The organism is Candidatus Ponderosibacter sp. Uisw_141_02 (assembly GCF_048087665.1).
Taxonomy (GTDB): Bacteria; Pseudomonadota; Alphaproteobacteria; order Puniceispirillales; family Puniceispirillaceae; genus UBA3439.
Genome location: NZ_CP159807.1, coordinates 1564445 through 1578972 on the forward strand (window position 1 = coordinate 1564445; position 14528 = coordinate 1578972).

General features: G+C 47.9%; 20 protein-coding genes. 8 read left to right on the forward strand and 12 right to left on the reverse strand.

Translation table 11 applies throughout. From position 1 onward, the window contains the following. Positions 1–28: 28 nt before the first annotated feature. From ABXT40_RS07890 to ABXT40_RS07905, 4 genes are all read right to left on the reverse strand, one after another. Positions 29–808, reverse strand: a complete 780-nt coding sequence (locus tag ABXT40_RS07890) for a zinc transporter ZntB (protein ID WP_443645067.1) — start codon at positions 806–808, stop codon at positions 29–31. Then, positions 751–1005 (reverse strand): hypothetical protein, encoded by a 255-nt coding sequence (locus ABXT40_RS07895; RefSeq protein WP_443645068.1) that lies wholly within the window; start codon positions 1003–1005, stop codon positions 751–753. The genes ABXT40_RS07890 and ABXT40_RS07895 overlap by 58 nt, the downstream gene beginning before the upstream one ends. Positions 1006–1127: 122 nt before the next feature. After that, the gene (locus tag ABXT40_RS07900) at positions 1128–1772 is read right to left on the reverse strand and encodes a TetR/AcrR family transcriptional regulator (RefSeq protein WP_443645069.1); all 645 of its coding nucleotides are present in this window, start codon (positions 1770–1772) and stop codon (positions 1128–1130) included. Positions 1773–1856: 84 nt separating this feature from the next. Next, positions 1857–2330: a GAF domain-containing protein gene (locus ABXT40_RS07905; protein WP_443645070.1), complete on the reverse strand. Its 474-nt coding sequence runs from the start codon at positions 2328–2330 to the stop codon at positions 1857–1859. Positions 2331–2451: 121 nt separating this feature from the next. On the opposite strand from ABXT40_RS07905, the gene ABXT40_RS07910 reads away from it, so the two are divergent. Both ABXT40_RS07910 and ABXT40_RS07915 read left to right on the forward strand, forming a co-directional pair. Beyond that, positions 2452–3174, forward strand: a complete 723-nt coding sequence (locus ABXT40_RS07910) for a hypothetical protein (RefSeq protein ID WP_443645071.1) — start codon at positions 2452–2454, stop codon at positions 3172–3174. Positions 3175–3177: 3 nt separating this feature from the next. Beyond that, positions 3178–3486 (forward strand): hypothetical protein, encoded by a 309-nt coding sequence (locus ABXT40_RS07915; RefSeq protein WP_443645072.1) that lies wholly within the window; start codon positions 3178–3180, stop codon positions 3484–3486. A 139-nt stretch (positions 3487–3625) separates the two neighbouring features. On the opposite strand, the gene ABXT40_RS07920 is transcribed toward ABXT40_RS07915, so the two are convergent. Genes ABXT40_RS07920 through ABXT40_RS07930 form a run of 3 tightly spaced genes read right to left on the reverse strand, consistent with a single transcriptional unit; the run spans position 3626 to position 4778 of the window. Next, complete coding sequence (locus ABXT40_RS07920; protein ID WP_443645073.1) at positions 3626–3988, reverse strand: bactofilin family protein; 363 nt, start codon at positions 3986–3988, stop codon at positions 3626–3628. Between the two features lie 3 nt (positions 3989–3991). After that, a complete protein-coding gene (locus tag ABXT40_RS07925) occupies positions 3992–4429 on the reverse strand; it encodes a bactofilin family protein (RefSeq protein ID WP_443645074.1) in 438 nt (145 codons plus the stop codon). Then, positions 4422–4778 carry a bactofilin family protein gene (locus ABXT40_RS07930; protein ID WP_443645075.1) on the reverse strand — a complete coding sequence of 119 codons (357 nt, stop codon included), beginning with the start codon at positions 4776–4778 and terminating at the stop codon, positions 4422–4424. The genes ABXT40_RS07925 and ABXT40_RS07930 overlap by 8 nt, the downstream gene beginning before the upstream one ends. 202 nt (positions 4779–4980) lie before the next feature. Here ABXT40_RS07930 and ABXT40_RS07935 point away from each other — a divergent pair, with 202 nt between their 5' ends. The 3 genes from ABXT40_RS07935 to ABXT40_RS07945 all read left to right on the forward strand — a co-directional run bounded on the left by ABXT40_RS07935 (position 4981) and on the right by ABXT40_RS07945 (position 7552). Then, positions 4981–5379, forward strand: coding sequence for a hypothetical protein (locus tag ABXT40_RS07935; RefSeq protein ID WP_443645076.1), 399 nt, complete (start codon positions 4981–4983; stop codon positions 5377–5379). A 7-nt stretch (positions 5380–5386) separates the two neighbouring features. Then, the gene (locus ABXT40_RS07940; RefSeq protein ID WP_443645077.1) at positions 5387–7192 is read left to right on the forward strand and encodes a M23 family metallopeptidase; all 1806 of its coding nucleotides are present in this window, start codon (positions 5387–5389) and stop codon (positions 7190–7192) included. A gap of 129 nt (positions 7193–7321) precedes the next feature. Further along, the gene (locus ABXT40_RS07945) at positions 7322–7552 is read left to right on the forward strand and encodes a hypothetical protein (RefSeq protein ID WP_443645078.1); all 231 of its coding nucleotides are present in this window, start codon (positions 7322–7324) and stop codon (positions 7550–7552) included. A 130-nt stretch (positions 7553–7682) separates the two neighbouring features. Here ABXT40_RS07945 and rpoN read toward each other — a convergent pair whose 3' ends face one another. Then, on the reverse strand, positions 7683–9170 hold the full coding sequence (gene rpoN, locus ABXT40_RS07950) for an RNA polymerase factor sigma-54 (RefSeq protein ID WP_443645079.1): 1488 nt from the start codon (positions 9168–9170) through the stop codon (positions 7683–7685). A 324-nt stretch (positions 9171–9494) separates the two neighbouring features. Between rpoN and ABXT40_RS07955 the strand changes: the two genes are divergently transcribed. Continuing rightward, complete coding sequence (locus ABXT40_RS07955) at positions 9495–9659, forward strand: hypothetical protein (RefSeq protein ID WP_443645080.1); 165 nt, start codon at positions 9495–9497, stop codon at positions 9657–9659. Here the strand turns inward: ABXT40_RS07955 and ABXT40_RS07960 are convergent. After that, entirely contained in the window at positions 9656–10219 is a 564-nt protein-coding gene (locus ABXT40_RS07960; protein ID WP_443645081.1) for an Lcl C-terminal domain-containing protein, read from the reverse strand. The two genes, ABXT40_RS07955 and ABXT40_RS07960, sit on opposite strands and share 4 nt — an antisense overlap. Before the next feature lie 209 nt (positions 10220–10428). On the opposite strand from ABXT40_RS07960, the gene ABXT40_RS07965 reads away from it, so the two are divergent. Together ABXT40_RS07965 and ABXT40_RS07970 are read left to right on the forward strand one after the other, a co-directional pair. Then, entirely contained in the window at positions 10429–11190 is a 762-nt protein-coding gene (locus ABXT40_RS07965) for a motility protein A (RefSeq protein ID WP_443645082.1), read from the forward strand. A 52-nt stretch (positions 11191–11242) separates the two neighbouring features. Beyond that, positions 11243–12385 carry a flagellar motor protein MotB gene (locus ABXT40_RS07970; RefSeq protein WP_443645083.1) on the forward strand — a complete coding sequence of 381 codons (1143 nt, stop codon included), beginning with the start codon at positions 11243–11245 and terminating at the stop codon, positions 12383–12385. A gap of 148 nt (positions 12386–12533) precedes the next feature. Here the strand turns inward: ABXT40_RS07970 and ABXT40_RS07975 are convergent, their stop codons facing one another. From ABXT40_RS07975 to ABXT40_RS07985, 3 genes are all read right to left on the reverse strand, one after another. Then, a complete protein-coding gene (locus ABXT40_RS07975) occupies positions 12534–12701 on the reverse strand; it encodes a hypothetical protein (protein ID WP_443645084.1) in 168 nt (55 codons plus the stop codon). Between the two features lie 101 nt (positions 12702–12802). Continuing rightward, positions 12803–13603 (reverse strand): hypothetical protein, encoded by an 801-nt coding sequence (locus tag ABXT40_RS07980; RefSeq protein WP_443645085.1) that lies wholly within the window; start codon positions 13601–13603, stop codon positions 12803–12805. A gap of 59 nt (positions 13604–13662) precedes the next feature. Further along, positions 13663–14400 (reverse strand): hypothetical protein, encoded by a 738-nt coding sequence (locus ABXT40_RS07985; protein WP_443645086.1) that lies wholly within the window; start codon positions 14398–14400, stop codon positions 13663–13665. Positions 14401–14528 lie beyond the last annotated feature (128 nt).

Genomic DNA, 14528 nt, shown 5'->3' on the forward strand with positions numbered 1-14528 from the left:
GAAAAATGAGGGAATTTCGGGTAACTCATCAGAACCAGCGCATTTTGCGGAAAATCAAGACCTGCAAGCCAACCACCAGCGATAGCATTACGCAGAAAACAAGAAAAGCCTGTGGGTTTTCAGCGCCCGGAATGCCACCAATATTGATGCCTAAAAGCCCCGTTAAAAACCCAAATGGTAGGAAGATTGCCGCGACGACTGACAATGCGTACATGTTTTTATTCAGTCTTTCAGTCAAAATATTCGTTACCTCATCACTGATCACCTGCGATCGTTCCCGAACCGAATCCAGCTCTTCAACAAAGCGGGTAATATTATCATGCGCCTCAATCATATGGTGATGGTTATGATCAGCAAACCAGGCAATTTTTGCCTTAAGAAAATTTATGATCAAGTCGCGTTGCGGTGCCATGTAGCGTTTGAAAATAATTGCCTTTTTTCGGATTGATACAATTTGCTCACGAAGCGCATTGGTACTGCCATCAAGCACATCTTCTTCGATATCATCCATTTCTTCGCCAAGGCTAGTCACCGCTGGTGCCATGCGCACAAAAAGCAGGCCAATCAGCGCCGTGATGAAGCCTGCAGAATCAACCGGCCCCTGCCCCGCCTCGATATTGGCAGCCAAATCACCAACCGCTTTTAATTTTCGTCTTTGAAGCGAAATAATGCGATGCGGGTCAATCCATAGCCGAATAGAAACCATGTCTTCGGGACTGGCATTTTCATTCAGACTCACCCCGCGCAGGATTAACAAAACGCCCTCACCAACCGGCAAAATACGCGGCCGCGTTTCATCAGCAAGCAAAGCATTACGACAAAATCATCTAAATAGCCAACTTCGCGACAAAGCCAAGCCGCTGTATCAGGATGATCGGCATTCAGATGCGCCCAGGCAAGCTGGTCATCTTTCAAAAGACGTGAAATAGCGCCGTCATGCAGGGTAGCGTCGCCACCCGAACCATCTAATGAATAGGCGAATAAAACAGGATCACTTACAACCACCCCTTAATGCCAGTAATGACAATGAATTGCCGCATCATACGCGCGTTGCTGGCCAAGGTTCAAAGGAATTCACCTGCCACGCGTCGCATCACGAACGACCTAGCATCACAAACGGCTCGGTATCACGAACGTGACATGAGATTGCCCCCAAGCGGGGCGGCGGCATTCACGAAAACGGTTTCAAAATTTGCCAGATCGGTAAAAGCAATGACATCATCGGGCAGATCTGCTTCACTGACAGCTAGACGAATGGTCATTTGCGCGGTGCCACCAGCAATCGTCAAAAATCCCCAAATAAGCTTTTGCGCCGCTGTCGGCGCGATGGAGAATTGTTGGCATGCTAATCCTGCAAGCCGTTTGACCCGCCGCGCCATCCCGCGTTTGCTTTTGATATAGGCCTCACGGTCAAGCTGCGGTTCAAGCAATGCAGTGGCAAAACCGGCCAATTGCAGGAACAAAGGATCATCAGCATAATGCCGCGCGAAATCACGGCAAAATCCGTCAAAACCAGTTAATTCAGGCTGATAAAAGGCAAACCGGTCAATCCAGCGATCAAACAACCGGCCATGAACCGCAAGAACAAGTGACTCGCGGCTGTTGAAATATAGATAGAGCGTTCCTTTTGCCAGCCCCGCCGCCGTTGCGACCGCCTGCATTGTCATGGCATCATAGCCCGACTGCCGAAGCAAAATTTCAGCCGCTGTCAAAATCGAATCTTCGCGCGCTAATTTTGCTGTCTCAGATCTGGCACGCTGCACCGGCTGCATCCCCGCCCCCACATAATAATTGACCAGCGGTCAGTTTATGCTTGCTTAACCAAAAAGCCAAGCCAAAAGACGGATCAGATAAACCTATGAAGATGTGTTTTGAAAAAGCTGGCGTAGCAGTTGATCTAATTGATCAGCATCCTGCCATGTAAAAAAATGGGGCTGATCTGAGTCAATATCCAAAACGCCAAGCAATTGGCCGCTCTGGTCAAGAAAGGGAATCACCAATTCAGATTTCGTGCTGCTTGAACAGGCGATATGCCCCTCAAAAAGATCAACATCATCAACAAGCTGGATTGCCCCTTTTCGTGCGGCCGCGCCACAAACCCCGCGATCAAATGGGATAACAACACAGCCATGCCCACCCTGATAGGGGCCAATCTTTAATAAATTAGGCGCAACTACACGGTAAAAACCAACCCAGTTAAACCCGTCAACAGCATGAAATAACTCGGCTGAAACAGTGGCCATAATCGCAATTGAGTCATCTTCCCCGTCGCAAAGCGCATGGATACGCGCGATCAGGTCGGGGCGAATAATCGAAATGTCTTGCGTCATTATCATTGCGATCCAATTGTCGGCATTATTATTTGCCAGTGATAGCAAGAAACGACAAAGGGCGTAAGCCCAAAGGATTACGCCCCCAAATCCAAAGCTGTTTCGGAAAACCGATATTTAAATGCCTCTATACCCCCATTATTTTGCTGGCACGCTTGGTCAGGCGATCAACGAGGGCATGGCCAGCAACCATCATTCAAGAAATTCAAATTTTCGGGTAAATGTTCATGGCGTTTTGTCGTTGTTTCACCTGAACAGAATTTCAACAAGAAGGCTTTCGGGCGTGCGCAATAGATATTTCACCATCGCCGCAATTGCGGCCATCGGCATGATGACAACCAGTTGTCAGCTGCTGATTGATAACCGCAAAACCGGCAAAACATCGGTTGTTGTTGTGCCAACGGATGAGTGGGATGCGCTTCGTGGCGAACAGATGCGGCCAGCTATTACCCGCGATATCGCCAAAGAAATGGCCGCTGATATCGCCGATGAACTAAAATCTGTACAATCTACCAATGCCGCCGCCCCGCCAGCAGAACCGATGATCACGCCAGTAAAGCGCCCTGCACCCACACCGATTGACGGGTCACAGATCATTCAATTCAGCAACCGCAGCAACAGCCAATTGGCCGGATGCAGCAGCATTGGAATTATCGAAGTATTGCATACTGGCACGATCGACGAAGCCTTGATCATTTTGAAAAACGAGGCCTATAGGCTGAACACAAATATTCTTGTTCCACTTAAGATGAACCAAACCGATGTGGACCCAATTGCATCACCAAATATCAAAATCGATGCACGGATGATGAAATGTCCGCTGAAACTTGCGCGAGGTAATTAGACCATGGGAGACATTATTCACTTCAATGAGTACCGCGCTGATCCAAAGGTCGTTATCAATGATGTGGCGAAACTATCAAAAAAAGACATTTACAAGGTTGAACAAATCCGAGATTCAATTGAAACGGCGCTCGAAAAGGTGGCAACAACAGAAAACATGCCCCTAACTGTGGCGATGGCCGCTGGCCGCTATGCCGCGATGCGCATGTTTCAGCTTCAAGGCCGCGCCGAAACAATGGCTTTTATGGATCAATGTGTTGTCACAGCCGAGCTTTGTGATGATTTCATGCAGCATTTTGATGAAGATGCCTGATGCATTGGGCGCGCTCGAACCGTGCCCCTCGCCACCACATGACCGAGCATCAATCACCACTGCATAATTAAGCTTCAATCCGGTAGATTGGTTGTCTCGAGATTCTAGATATTAATTTTGGATTTTGATCACAGGCAATCTAATTTGATTTTGCGTTAACGCGACTGATTGTTCCAATCACTTCGGCACCGAGATCAATTGACAATGCATTGGCCTGAACCTCACCCTCGACAATGCCGGTGTTGGTGACATTCAGGCTTTCACAAATCAGATTACCGTTGAAATGACCGTTAATAATAGCCGTCTTTGACTTCACGGCGCCGGTCACTTTACCCTGCTCACGGATGATCAGGTCAATTGCGGTAATATCACCGTTAAATTGGCCATCGATTACAACTGGATGGTCACCGCCATCGAGCGAACCCTCCATGATCAAATCGCCTAAAATATAGGTTGTGTCATCGTGAAAGCTGGTCATTTGATCATATGGTTTTGCCGACATGGTTTATGCACCTTCAATAGGGGGTTTTGGTACCGCGCCATTTTTTGCCTTACCCAATGTTGTTGGCATAAGCAAATCCGCATCGTCATTGTCAATTTGCGCCACGGCAGTGTTTTTTGCTTTCCAGTTATGAACAACATGGCAATTCAACGCCGCGCCGCGATCCATCTGCAACGTTTCGTAGTGCAGTTTTCCAGAAATTGACGCTGTTGCAGTAGCCCAAATACTTTTAGCCTGCATCTTGCCTTCATAATGGCCAGACACCACAACAAGGTCAGCTTGTATCGCCCCATCGAAATGTCCAGCTTCACCGATAGTAACCTTTTCCGCTGTTAAGTCGGCATTCATTTTGCCATTAACTTCGATAACACGCGCATTGATAACTTTACCAGTAAACGTTGCACTGGCTCCAATGAGTGTCTTGTTTCCAAGTTTATCCATTTGTCACCGGCTCCTTGGTGAATTTTGCGTTAATATGTGCGCCATCAGCAACGGAGACGTCCTGACATTTAATTTCTCCTTCAAAATACGCTGTTGCCGATAAAAACACTTTATCGGCAACAACAGTACCATGAACCCTGCCGTCAATTGTTACGCTTTGTGCGGTAACCTCTCCAGTAATAAACGACGTTGACGAGACGTGAAGTGTATCGGCATTAATATCGCCGTCAAGTTGTCCTGCCATAACCAGCGGTTCAGATACGGTAATAGTGCCCCTGATTCGTACATTTTCGTTGATCTGCGACGGATTTCGCGACGCCCTTGCACTAATCCTATTCTTTCTAAACATTTTAATTCTCTGATTCTACAAAAAATAATTTTCAAACAGCTTTGTTCTTTTTATTTTGGCTCTTCAATCAAGTCACTTTACGTTAGCATGTTTCAGGATCCGCTACTCAGAAGTTTTGATGGCATGTCATTTGCTTAAAAGAAAGATGGCTTAACAGCAATACGACATTTTTACCAAATTCTTAATGTAATTAGAGCAAATTATGGCTGATGAAGTTGTTGATATTCGGAAAAGAATAGAAGAAATGCGAAACGAAGTTTCAGCAGCGATCGTCTCACGCCAAGAGCTAGAAGATGCAACCTATGCTGTTGACCAAAATGCTGATATCTCGCTTGGTAACGAGGCAGTCGAACCGGCAGCACGCGCCGTAAATGATGGGCACAGATCAGAAGGTGTCGCAGCCAAATCATCACCTACAAGTAAGCGTGTTCCGGATGATTTGGTAAATAAGCATAGAGCCATTGAAGCCACCTTGAAAATGCCTGCTTTTCAACTAAATGTGCGTAATCAAACCTCCAATAACCTGTTGCTGACAGTGATCGGCATTCAATTGTTGACCAATATTCTGCTCATTTTGCTGGTCTGGATGAAATTAGGATAAGGATCGGATGACGAATAAAGGCCAAAAAGCAGTCACACCACGCGTTGTTCGAGTTCTACGTGCTTTGGGACTTGCTGGCCTTTACGCGCGTTTTGCCCCCGAAGTACGACGCGGCAACCAGCCTGATATGCCAATCATCACAACCAACAAAATTTGGTTTTTGCGCGAAAACCGGTTTTTGGTCTTCACCCGCGGCGGCCCTGTTGAAGTAACGCTGAAACCATCGTTGGTTTTGACAGGAATCCTGATTTGTATGGCTGGTGTCGCCGCCATTTTCTATTCGACGATCATTGCCAGCTATAGCGCCATCGAGGTGATGCGCGACGAAACCATCAAAACCGCACAGGCCAGCGCAAACCCAAAAGGCGGTGCCGCTTTCAACAAAGATGATACTGCCACTAGTGCGTTAAAATGGTTCGATTACGATCCAGCCAGCCTTGAGGATTCGCACCCGCCATCAATTATTGGAAAAATAGCACAACCGCCAAGTCTGATCGTTGGCCGGATTACAACCCAGCTGGCGGTAACCACACCGCAGACACAGCAAACATCGCCAAATACCAAAATCGCGGAAGATGCCGAAACCGTTGCCGATAATGCCATGCCAATGATCATCCAAGGCGGCAAGCGCGTCACCCTTGCCAGCAATGCCGCATCTGCCAACCCAGAATTTGGTAATGATGCAAATAACATGGCAATCAAACAAAAGGCGAATGACGCCTCGTCACCTGAGATGGTGCCAATGACTGCTGAACCGAGTCTCGCCGACCAAAAATCGATCGAAACAACGGCTAGTGTAGTGCGCCGCATGCCCAAGATTGATGCCGAACAGGCCAATGCCGTAAAGGTAGGTACCAATGTGACAGCGGCGTCAAATCCGATCATCGAGAATAATGTCAAACCGGCGAGCATTGCCGCACGCGCACAAGAATTCGCCATTGCGCTTTTGCCTAATTTTGCATCTGCACCAAACGAGCGGAAACCAGCCCAAATTCAGCCAGATGAAAATAATGGTGATGCCATTGAAACGGCGCGTCTTTCCCCGCCATCGCCAAATCTGCCTGAACAGCCAGCCGCAAAAAATGCTGCATTGCCAGCCGCACCTGATATGCCCCAAGCCGACGGATTGCTAACCGGCTTTTTTACGCAGCGCCGAGGACCAGTCCTACCGCTTGTAACCGAGGCCGCAAGAACCAAAAAAATGCTTTTGGCACTGGAACAGGAAATCGACTATATCCGCGCGACCGTTACCGGCCTTGGCATTTCGGCTGATGTGTTGCCAAGCCAAATCCAGCTTGCCAGCATGCCAAAGGATGACGATTTCAAAAATATGATGGTCAATCTTGCCGAACATCGCGCGGCACTTCGTAAAATCCCATTCAAACCACCAATGCTCTATTATTATATCTCAAGTGATTACGGCAATCGGAAACATCCAAAAACCGGCAAGGTGTCATTCCATCACGGTGTTGATCTGGCAGGGACATGGCAGGAAAATGTGCGCGTGACCGCTCCGGGAACGGTGATTTATGCTGGCACTGAAGGCTCATTTGGCAAAGTTGTGCGCGTACAGCATGATTTTGGTATTGTCACAACCTATGCTCATTTGGCGCGCATCACCGTCAGGCTTGACGATTATATCGGCGAAAATCACGTTATTGGCAAAATGGGCAATACCGGCAGATCAGCAGGCGCGCATTTACATTACGAAGTGCGGGTCAATGACAAATCTATCGATCCGGTCAAGTTCATGACCGTTGGCCGTCAAATCAGTGTTGCTGGTGAATTACGGCAATCCAGCCTTGTTGAATAGCACCCATTACGCGCACATATCCCCTTTTTTGACATATCCTCATCAGCTTATGGCATGCGAAATGCATTACCGAGGAAACAGCCAAAACTGTCAAAAATTTTGGTGAATGTTACCAAGAGGAGAGCCGGAATGAGCCGTCAGACAAAACCAGTTTTTACCATCGAGTCCAAAACCAAATTTGTCAAACATACAGACGATGAAGCAAAGGACCTTGGCATTGAATTTGTTCATTTCGACCAAGACGATAAACCCGCAAGCCAGCATATCATCCCGCTTGGCAATTTTATCAGCGACCAGCCACTGACCAGTGAAGAATATCTGATCACGCGGTCTTTAGTGGCGGCGCAGACCGTCAAATAATCACAGCCATTCCCCATCTTGGCATCAGCAAACTTCCGGCCCCGTGACATGTGACACATGTGACAAGACCGCCAACCGAAAACCGGTTGACGGTCAAGCACAGGGAGTAAAGAACCAAGCTCGAAACGCACTAGCGAATATTGGCAAGGCGAGCCTGCATGCGGCGTTGTGACGATGATGGAATATTCATCATTTCGCGATATTTGGCGACAGTTCGGCGGGCAAGATCAATGCCCTCATCAGCGATCATTTTACAAATCGCCTCATCGCTAAGTGGCTTGCCGGGGGTTTCCTGACCAATCAATCGCTTGACCATGTTACGAACAGCAGCAGCCGAGGCATTGCCCGATGGCGTACGCGATGCAATATTGACACTAAAGAAAGATTTCAGAGGCATGCCGCCACGCGGCGTTGAGATCAGCAGGCCCGTTGTTACACGGCTAACTGTGCTTTCATGCATGCCAACCGCCTGCGCCACATCGCGAAGTGATAAAGGCTTTAAATAATCCAGCCCTTTTTCCAGAAAATCGGTTTGCTGGCGGATTATTTCGGCACTGATTTTCAAAGTTGTCGAATTGCGCTGTTCAACCGCCCGCTTTAGCCAGCGCGCATTATTCAGAGCATTTGCCGAGTAGTTTTGCGCCTCATCATCCATCTTTTTGGTGGCGACCATTGCGGCATAATCTTCATTGATCACCATCGCCGGTAGCGTTGACCGGTTCAATTCAACTGCCCAGCCATCTGAACGCCGCTTTACAATCACATCAGGGCTTGGCATTTCAAGATGATCGATTCCCAGAAATTCACCTGGCTTTGGATTCAATGTGCGAATAATTGCCAGCATTTCCATAACATCGTCAGAAGTGCCTTTGATAAGGCGCGCAAGACGTTTCACCTCACCGCGGCCAAGAAGGTCAAGATTTTCCAACAATATGGAAAATGCATCGGTCATGGCGCCAAGTTCGATCAATTGCAGGCGTAAACAATCTTCAAGATTACGCGCAAACAAGCCAGTTGGCTCAAAAGTCTGTAAAACAGCCAATACATCTTCGGCTTCATCAAGGCTGCAACCGCTGGCATCGGCGACATCTTCTACCGGCATACCAATCCAGCCACTTGGCTCAAGCGCATTGACAAAATGTCCAGCAATCAACCGCTGTTTTGGGTCATCCATTGCCAGATTCAGCTGGCGAAACAAGCCGGGATAAAACCCTTCTGCTGATGACACATTACTGATGGCGTCATAGTCACCCTCAAACGGCGCATTGGCTGAGCTGTTACGCGGCGCATCGACAATTGACTGGTCAAAACGGTTTTCAAAATCACTATGTTCAGTCGGGTCTTCGGCCAGTGCTGCACTCTCTTTAAAATCGCTAAGGTCAGGCGCATCGGCTGATGCGGCATTATCAGCGCTGCTGTCAGCACTACCATCAGCTGTTGGCTGGTTCGAATCTTCAGTCTCACCAAGCTCCAAAAACGGGTTCTCATCAACCTGAGCTTGCAGATGTTGGCTAAGTTCCAAATTGGACAATTGCAGTAATTTGATGGCTTGCTGCAATTGCGGCGTCATCACCAATGACTGTTTTTGTTTTAGTTTTACTGACTGAGAAAGTTGCATAACCCTGTCCTCCTGAAAAAACTTTGGGGTTCCGGCATGCAATTTGCAAAATATCTATTTGACGAGAGGTTTCGTCAAGAAAACGACAGATTATCTTATTTATTTCAATGATTTATGGTTTTAGCAAGATTTTTGCTTTTGCCCCATGTCAGAATTAAGACAGGTAAAAACAGCGAATAACACAATTGATCATCATAAAAATTCGCCCTATGCTTTGCCGATACCACCCATAAACCAACACCATTTCAGGGTTTCATGCTTCAAACACGAACCGATGCTAAATCAGGCCCATGCCACCGATGCCGGATTATACGGTCTTTCATCATGTTCACATTCATGCTGGTGATTTTGGCCATTGTCGGCGGCAAACGACTTGAAGTGATTAATTTTCTCACCCCCGCCTGGTTTGCAACAGCCATTATCGCGCTCGGGCTATGCGGGTTTCTGATCAAGCTGACTAGCTGGAAGCTTTTTAATAAAATTATCTAGCGGTCGCGAACCAACCGAACCAAAACTTCCTGTGTTGGAAAAAACCGCCCATAAGTATGGCCAGTCATAAAATTGACTGTCCAGATATGCCGCGGGGCAAAGCCGTTGACCTCGCCAGTCCAATAAGGCTCGCCAAGCGTATTTGGAAAACTATCAAGCTCGATCTTTACTGGCGCGCAGGCTTTACAAACCAGACCTTCCAGTTCGGCACGGCTTGGCAAACGCCAGCCCGGCCCCAATTGCGCATTCGCAATTACGATCGCCCTTGCCACATCTTCTTGCGTCAACTGCACCGCCACACCTTCGCAATCAGTGCCATTCCAAATCTGACCAACCGAACAACGCATCCATTCGACACCATGTTGAAGGTCAATCACCAGATGTTCACGAACCATAAAATGACCCGATTTGACAATCACCTCATTTGCCGGATTAGTGGTGTCCAATGATTGGGTTTGCGCCATCGCTGGCGTTGTACACGCTATAATGACCAAGATTGCAGCCAGACTTCGGTACCAGATGATCACTTGGAAAAACGCAAAAAACTGCATCTGCCACATAATGACCTCCATTCGTTCATTGTTGCTGCCACAAAGCTACTATACCAGGATTTAAGCATATCTTGCGCCAATTCAGCCTATTAATATGACGATATGCTAATATTTTTATTTTCCCCGTGAAAATCTTGCCGCATTATTGGATTGGTATCGTTTTTGCTTAGGAAAACGGTTGGACCCTAAAAACAAGTCAAGAAAAGAGTGGTATTACTATGGATATAGCATCCCTTATTGGATTCATAGGCGCCATAGGCATGATATTGGGAGCCATGATCTCAGGTGGAGGCGTTGGTCCATTTATTGACGTTCCATCGATTTTGATTGTGGTTGGTGGAACCTTTTTTTCGGTGATGTACACCTGCCCATTGCCTGTTTTCCTTGCAAGCTTTGGTGCTATGGCGAAGGCATTCCTTCCACCAATTAAGAAAATGGATCAGTTGGTTGAGCGTATGGCCGAACTTGCAGCAATTGCCCGTAAAGACGGCATGATGGCGCTTGAAGGCCAAGATGTTCCTGACAAATTTTTTCAAAAAGGTTTGCAAATGCTTGTTGATGGCGCGGATGAAGGCAAGCTCGTCACGCAACTTAATGGCGAGATCAAGGCAATGAAAGCTCGCCATGAAACAAACCAAAATGTTGTCAAAGGCTGGATTGATATTGGCCCAGCTATGGGCATGATCGGTACATTGATCGGTCTTGTTTTGATGCTTGGCAATATGGCTGATCCAAAGGCCATTGGCCCTGCCATGGCGGTGGCTTTGCTGACAACAATGTATGGTGCGATTATTGCGAATATTATTTTCATGCCGATGCTCGTCAAACTCGAAGGTTATACAGCATATGAGGTCATCTACCGAGGGTTAGTCGTTGTCGGTCTTCGTAATATCGCCAGAGGCGAGTCGCCGCGCAACATTCAAGATCAAATGGTTTCCGCCCTCCCTCCTAAAATGCAGGCTAAATTAGAGGCCGCATAATATATGAGAGATTGCCCCCAAAACGCATTATCTCTCTGTAAGGACATGAAGAATGGCTGAAGAAGACGAAAACGAAGTTATCGAAGAAGAAGAAGAAGAATGTCCAAAATGCCCGCCTGTTGGCGCACCGGCATGGATGGCAACCTTTGCCGATATGGCAACTTTGTTGATGGCTTTCTTTGTTTTGATCCTGTCATTTGCCGAATTCAACGTACCAAAATTCAAACAGATTTCGGGATCGTTGAAAAACGCCTTTGGTGTGCAAAAGATCGTGCCGATTGTTGAACAGCCAAAAGGCACAACCGTCTTGTCGCTGAATTTCAGCCCATCGCCGGCAAAGTCAGTCACCGATGAAATGACCCAGCAGACAACCGAGACAACAAAGCCCGAAATTGAAACGCAAACCAAAACCAAAGACAGTGACGGCAGCGGCGAAAAACAAAGCGATGCTGAAGATCTTGTCAAAGCCCTTGAGCAAGCGGTTGCGCGTGGTGATATTCAAGTCGAAACACTTGGCGAAAATGTTGTGGTGAATTTCACCCCAAGCGAGTCCGAACAGAAAGACCTGCCGCAATTGCTTCAGCAAACCCTGAACGCCATTGAAAAGGCCAAGGCCGCCACTGGCAAATCGGAACAGGATGTTCTGTTTGGCGGAATTGAAGGCCAATTGGCCGAACTGGCTTCAGCGGCCAGCGCTGCTGCAAAAAGCACCAAAGAACAAGCCGAAGCAAAGGCTGAGTCAAACAAAAAGGCGCAGATTGCCGAAGACGAGCTGAAAGTCGCCTTGCGTCAGGAAATTGGTCAGGGGCTTGCCGATGTTCAGCGTGAGGATGATAAGGTGATCATCACGATCGGGGCTGGCGGTGCCTTTGCCTCGGGATCTGCCGACCTAACCCCTGCGGCGATCGACATCATGAATCGTATTGCTGAAGTGAATGCTGATGGCAAAAGTGAAATCAAAGTGTCCGGCCATACCGATGATGTGCCGTTGATCTTTGGCTCTAACTATCGCGACAATTGGGATCTTGCCGCGGCGCGTTCGGCAAGTGTGGTTCAGGCATTTGCCGCCAATGGCACAATTTCCGAAGACCGGCTTGAGGCGATTAGCTATGGCGAGTCACGCCCCGTTGAGCCAAATGACACGGCCGATGGACGCGCGAAAAACCGCCGGATCGAAATCGAAATCAACTATTAGTGACTTGTTGGTGTCAGCAGTGGCACCTCAGATAGCACCCAAGAAACGCGCTGATGGCTTGCAAGACACTGCCGGAGTCTTGGTGGTGCCGCCCTCGCCCCTCAATTTGCGTGTCTATGATGCACCCCATGGTTGAACAGTCGCTTACCTATGAAACAACCAAAAGGCGGCTTGCCTGATTGTCTTGATGCGGACAGTCTTGATGCGGACAGTCTTGGCTCCACCAATCTTGGCGCATCGCCCAGCCGTCGCCCAAAGTACCATGCCCCTTCATAGCTGCGCCCTTCCCCGCCGCAGCACCGCCTAAAGGCCGCATATATCGGCAAACGGCATCAATCAAACAGAAAGACAACCGCTCCACAAGATAGAACAGAATTAAATTGATATTGATAAACGTGATAGGCCTGCCAGAAAAGGCTAGGTCGTCTGTTGGGGTGATGGCGTTGTAGTTGAGTCTGGTTCAGGCGCGCCAACATACGAGAAATCAAATTGGCATTTTGGATCGATCTGCCGGCAAACCAGCTGAGCTTCAGCTGAAGTACGCGCTGCAAGGACATGCCAAAAGTAATGCTCGGTAAACAGGCTGTAATTTCTAATCAGGCGAAACTGTATACGGTGGAAATAGATGGCCAACAATATTGCCGTTATGGCAAACACACCCCAATGGACAACAAGAGATGTTGCATAGGCAGCAACGACCGCAGCCATGGGTTCCCAGGCACGATGTTGAAGCAGCCAGACCGGTGGTAAAATGGTCGCAATGGCCGAATAGCCAGTATCATAAAGCACAACATGGCGCTGGACGTCACGAAGCGCCTCATAATTTTGGTAATGGTCTTTTGGCCCCATATGATGTTTGGCAAATAACGCTGCAGCCGCGCTTGATTCTTCGGCGTCAGCATAATCATATTCAGCACCAAGCCTGCCCCCAGCAAACACATCATAAACAACCTCACCGCGACAGATGGTCAGCAGCAGTTTTTCTTCAAGGAGTTCGGCCTTCGCACCAAGTGCCCGAAACGCGTCAACATCATTGGTATTTAATTCACCATCAATGGCAATAATAATATCGCCATCACGAAGCCGAAGGTCGCGCCCATGTGAAACGCGCAATAGCGATTTGATCTTGATAAACTGTGGTGTCGCTGCGCCTTGGTTTGCAGTTTTGGCAGTTTCAGCCCCCATTCCGGCTGCGTGATCTTGATCAAATTCGGCCACCATGATCTCCGTTATCTAAACATCTGCCTGAATGACCCGCCGCAGTGACGGCACTTTATTTAGGGAAATGTAATACGATTTTGCTGAGTCTCAAGGAGTTTTCGAATTTCCTTGGTCTGCATCTTCAAAGCTTCGATTTCTTTTTTGGTTTTAGCTTGTGAGGATGCGACATTCTGCAAAGCGGTGTTGCTGGCAATCTTTTTATCAATGGCCGCCATGGATTTCATCACAGATGATTCAAGGCTGGCTAGACTAACCTTAAAGCTGTTCGTTACCGACTTGTCTTGGGCTGACATCGCTGTTTTCAAATCATCGCCAAGCGCGATTGTTGATCCGCCCAAACCATCGCCGGTCTTTTGCAATTGCGCCACAATGCTGGCGCTACCATCAGCCATGACTTTTTTCAACTCGCTAATTTGCGTTGTTGATTCGCGATTAAGCGTGACCAATTCTTCTTGTTTCGACAACGATACCTGCAATTCGGCAAGAACCGTATTTAGCCTCTCAATATTCTCAGAAAATACAATCAACCCCTCGCGGTTGGTTGAGGTCATCAATTTTAGCTCAGAAATTGACTTGAAATACAATGTCGCAGAAAAGGCTAGTGCGATAACCGCTGCTGAAACGGCGCTCACGAAGGTTATGGTGGTGTAACGATGGATTTGTGACACTTTACTTTCCAACTTCTTATGTTCGCGTTTTACCTGACTATATTCCGAGGTTACATCGGTTGCTGCATCCGCAGCGTCCAACGCAAGCTTGATACTTTCCTGCACTGAATTAAGTTCACCGGCCATCAGACTTTCCTCTGGTTTCTAATTTGCGGCCTTGATTGGTGGCCGAACGGTTTATCCGATATGCACATTGCATGCCAGTTGACTCAACCACAACCTGCGATGGCAGGCTTTTAGTCTTAAATCCGAAC

Coding starts and splice junctions, on each gene's coding strand:
- ABXT40_RS07900 (WP_443645069.1), bottom strand. CDS start 1,772: ATGCAGCCGGTGCAGCGTGCCAGATCTGAGACAGCAAAATTAGCGCGC.
- ABXT40_RS07905 (WP_443645070.1), bottom strand. CDS start 2,330: ATGACGCAAGACATTTCGATTATTCGCCCCGACCTGATCGCGCGTATC.
- ABXT40_RS07910 (WP_443645071.1), top strand. CDS start 2,452: ATGCCTCTATACCCCCATTATTTTGCTGGCACGCTTGGTCAGGCGATC.
- ABXT40_RS07915 (WP_443645072.1), top strand. CDS start 3,178: ATGGGAGACATTATTCACTTCAATGAGTACCGCGCTGATCCAAAGGTC.
- ABXT40_RS07920 (WP_443645073.1), bottom strand. CDS start 3,988: ATGTCGGCAAAACCATATGATCAAATGACCAGCTTTCACGATGACACA.
- ABXT40_RS07925 (WP_443645074.1), bottom strand. CDS start 4,429: ATGGATAAACTTGGAAACAAGACACTCATTGGAGCCAGTGCAACGTTT.
- ABXT40_RS07930 (WP_443645075.1), bottom strand. CDS start 4,778: ATGTTTAGAAAGAATAGGATTAGTGCAAGGGCGTCGCGAAATCCGTCG.
- ABXT40_RS07935 (WP_443645076.1), top strand. CDS start 4,981: ATGGCTGATGAAGTTGTTGATATTCGGAAAAGAATAGAAGAAATGCGA.
- ABXT40_RS07940 (WP_443645077.1), top strand. CDS start 5,387: ATGACGAATAAAGGCCAAAAAGCAGTCACACCACGCGTTGTTCGAGTT.
- ABXT40_RS07945 (WP_443645078.1), top strand. CDS start 7,322: ATGAGCCGTCAGACAAAACCAGTTTTTACCATCGAGTCCAAAACCAAA.
- rpoN (WP_443645079.1), bottom strand. CDS start 9,170: ATGCAACTTTCTCAGTCAGTAAAACTAAAACAAAAACAGTCATTGGTG.
- ABXT40_RS07955 (WP_443645080.1), top strand. CDS start 9,495: ATGTTCACATTCATGCTGGTGATTTTGGCCATTGTCGGCGGCAAACGA.
- ABXT40_RS07960 (WP_443645081.1), bottom strand. CDS start 10,219: ATGTGGCAGATGCAGTTTTTTGCGTTTTTCCAAGTGATCATCTGGTAC.
- ABXT40_RS07965 (WP_443645082.1), top strand. CDS start 10,429: ATGGATATAGCATCCCTTATTGGATTCATAGGCGCCATAGGCATGATA.
- ABXT40_RS07970 (WP_443645083.1), top strand. CDS start 11,243: ATGGCTGAAGAAGACGAAAACGAAGTTATCGAAGAAGAAGAAGAAGAA.
- ABXT40_RS07975 (WP_443645084.1), bottom strand. CDS start 12,701: ATGCGGCCTTTAGGCGGTGCTGCGGCGGGGAAGGGCGCAGCTATGAAG.
- ABXT40_RS07985 (WP_443645086.1), bottom strand. CDS start 14,400: ATGGCCGGTGAACTTAATTCAGTGCAGGAAAGTATCAAGCTTGCGTTG.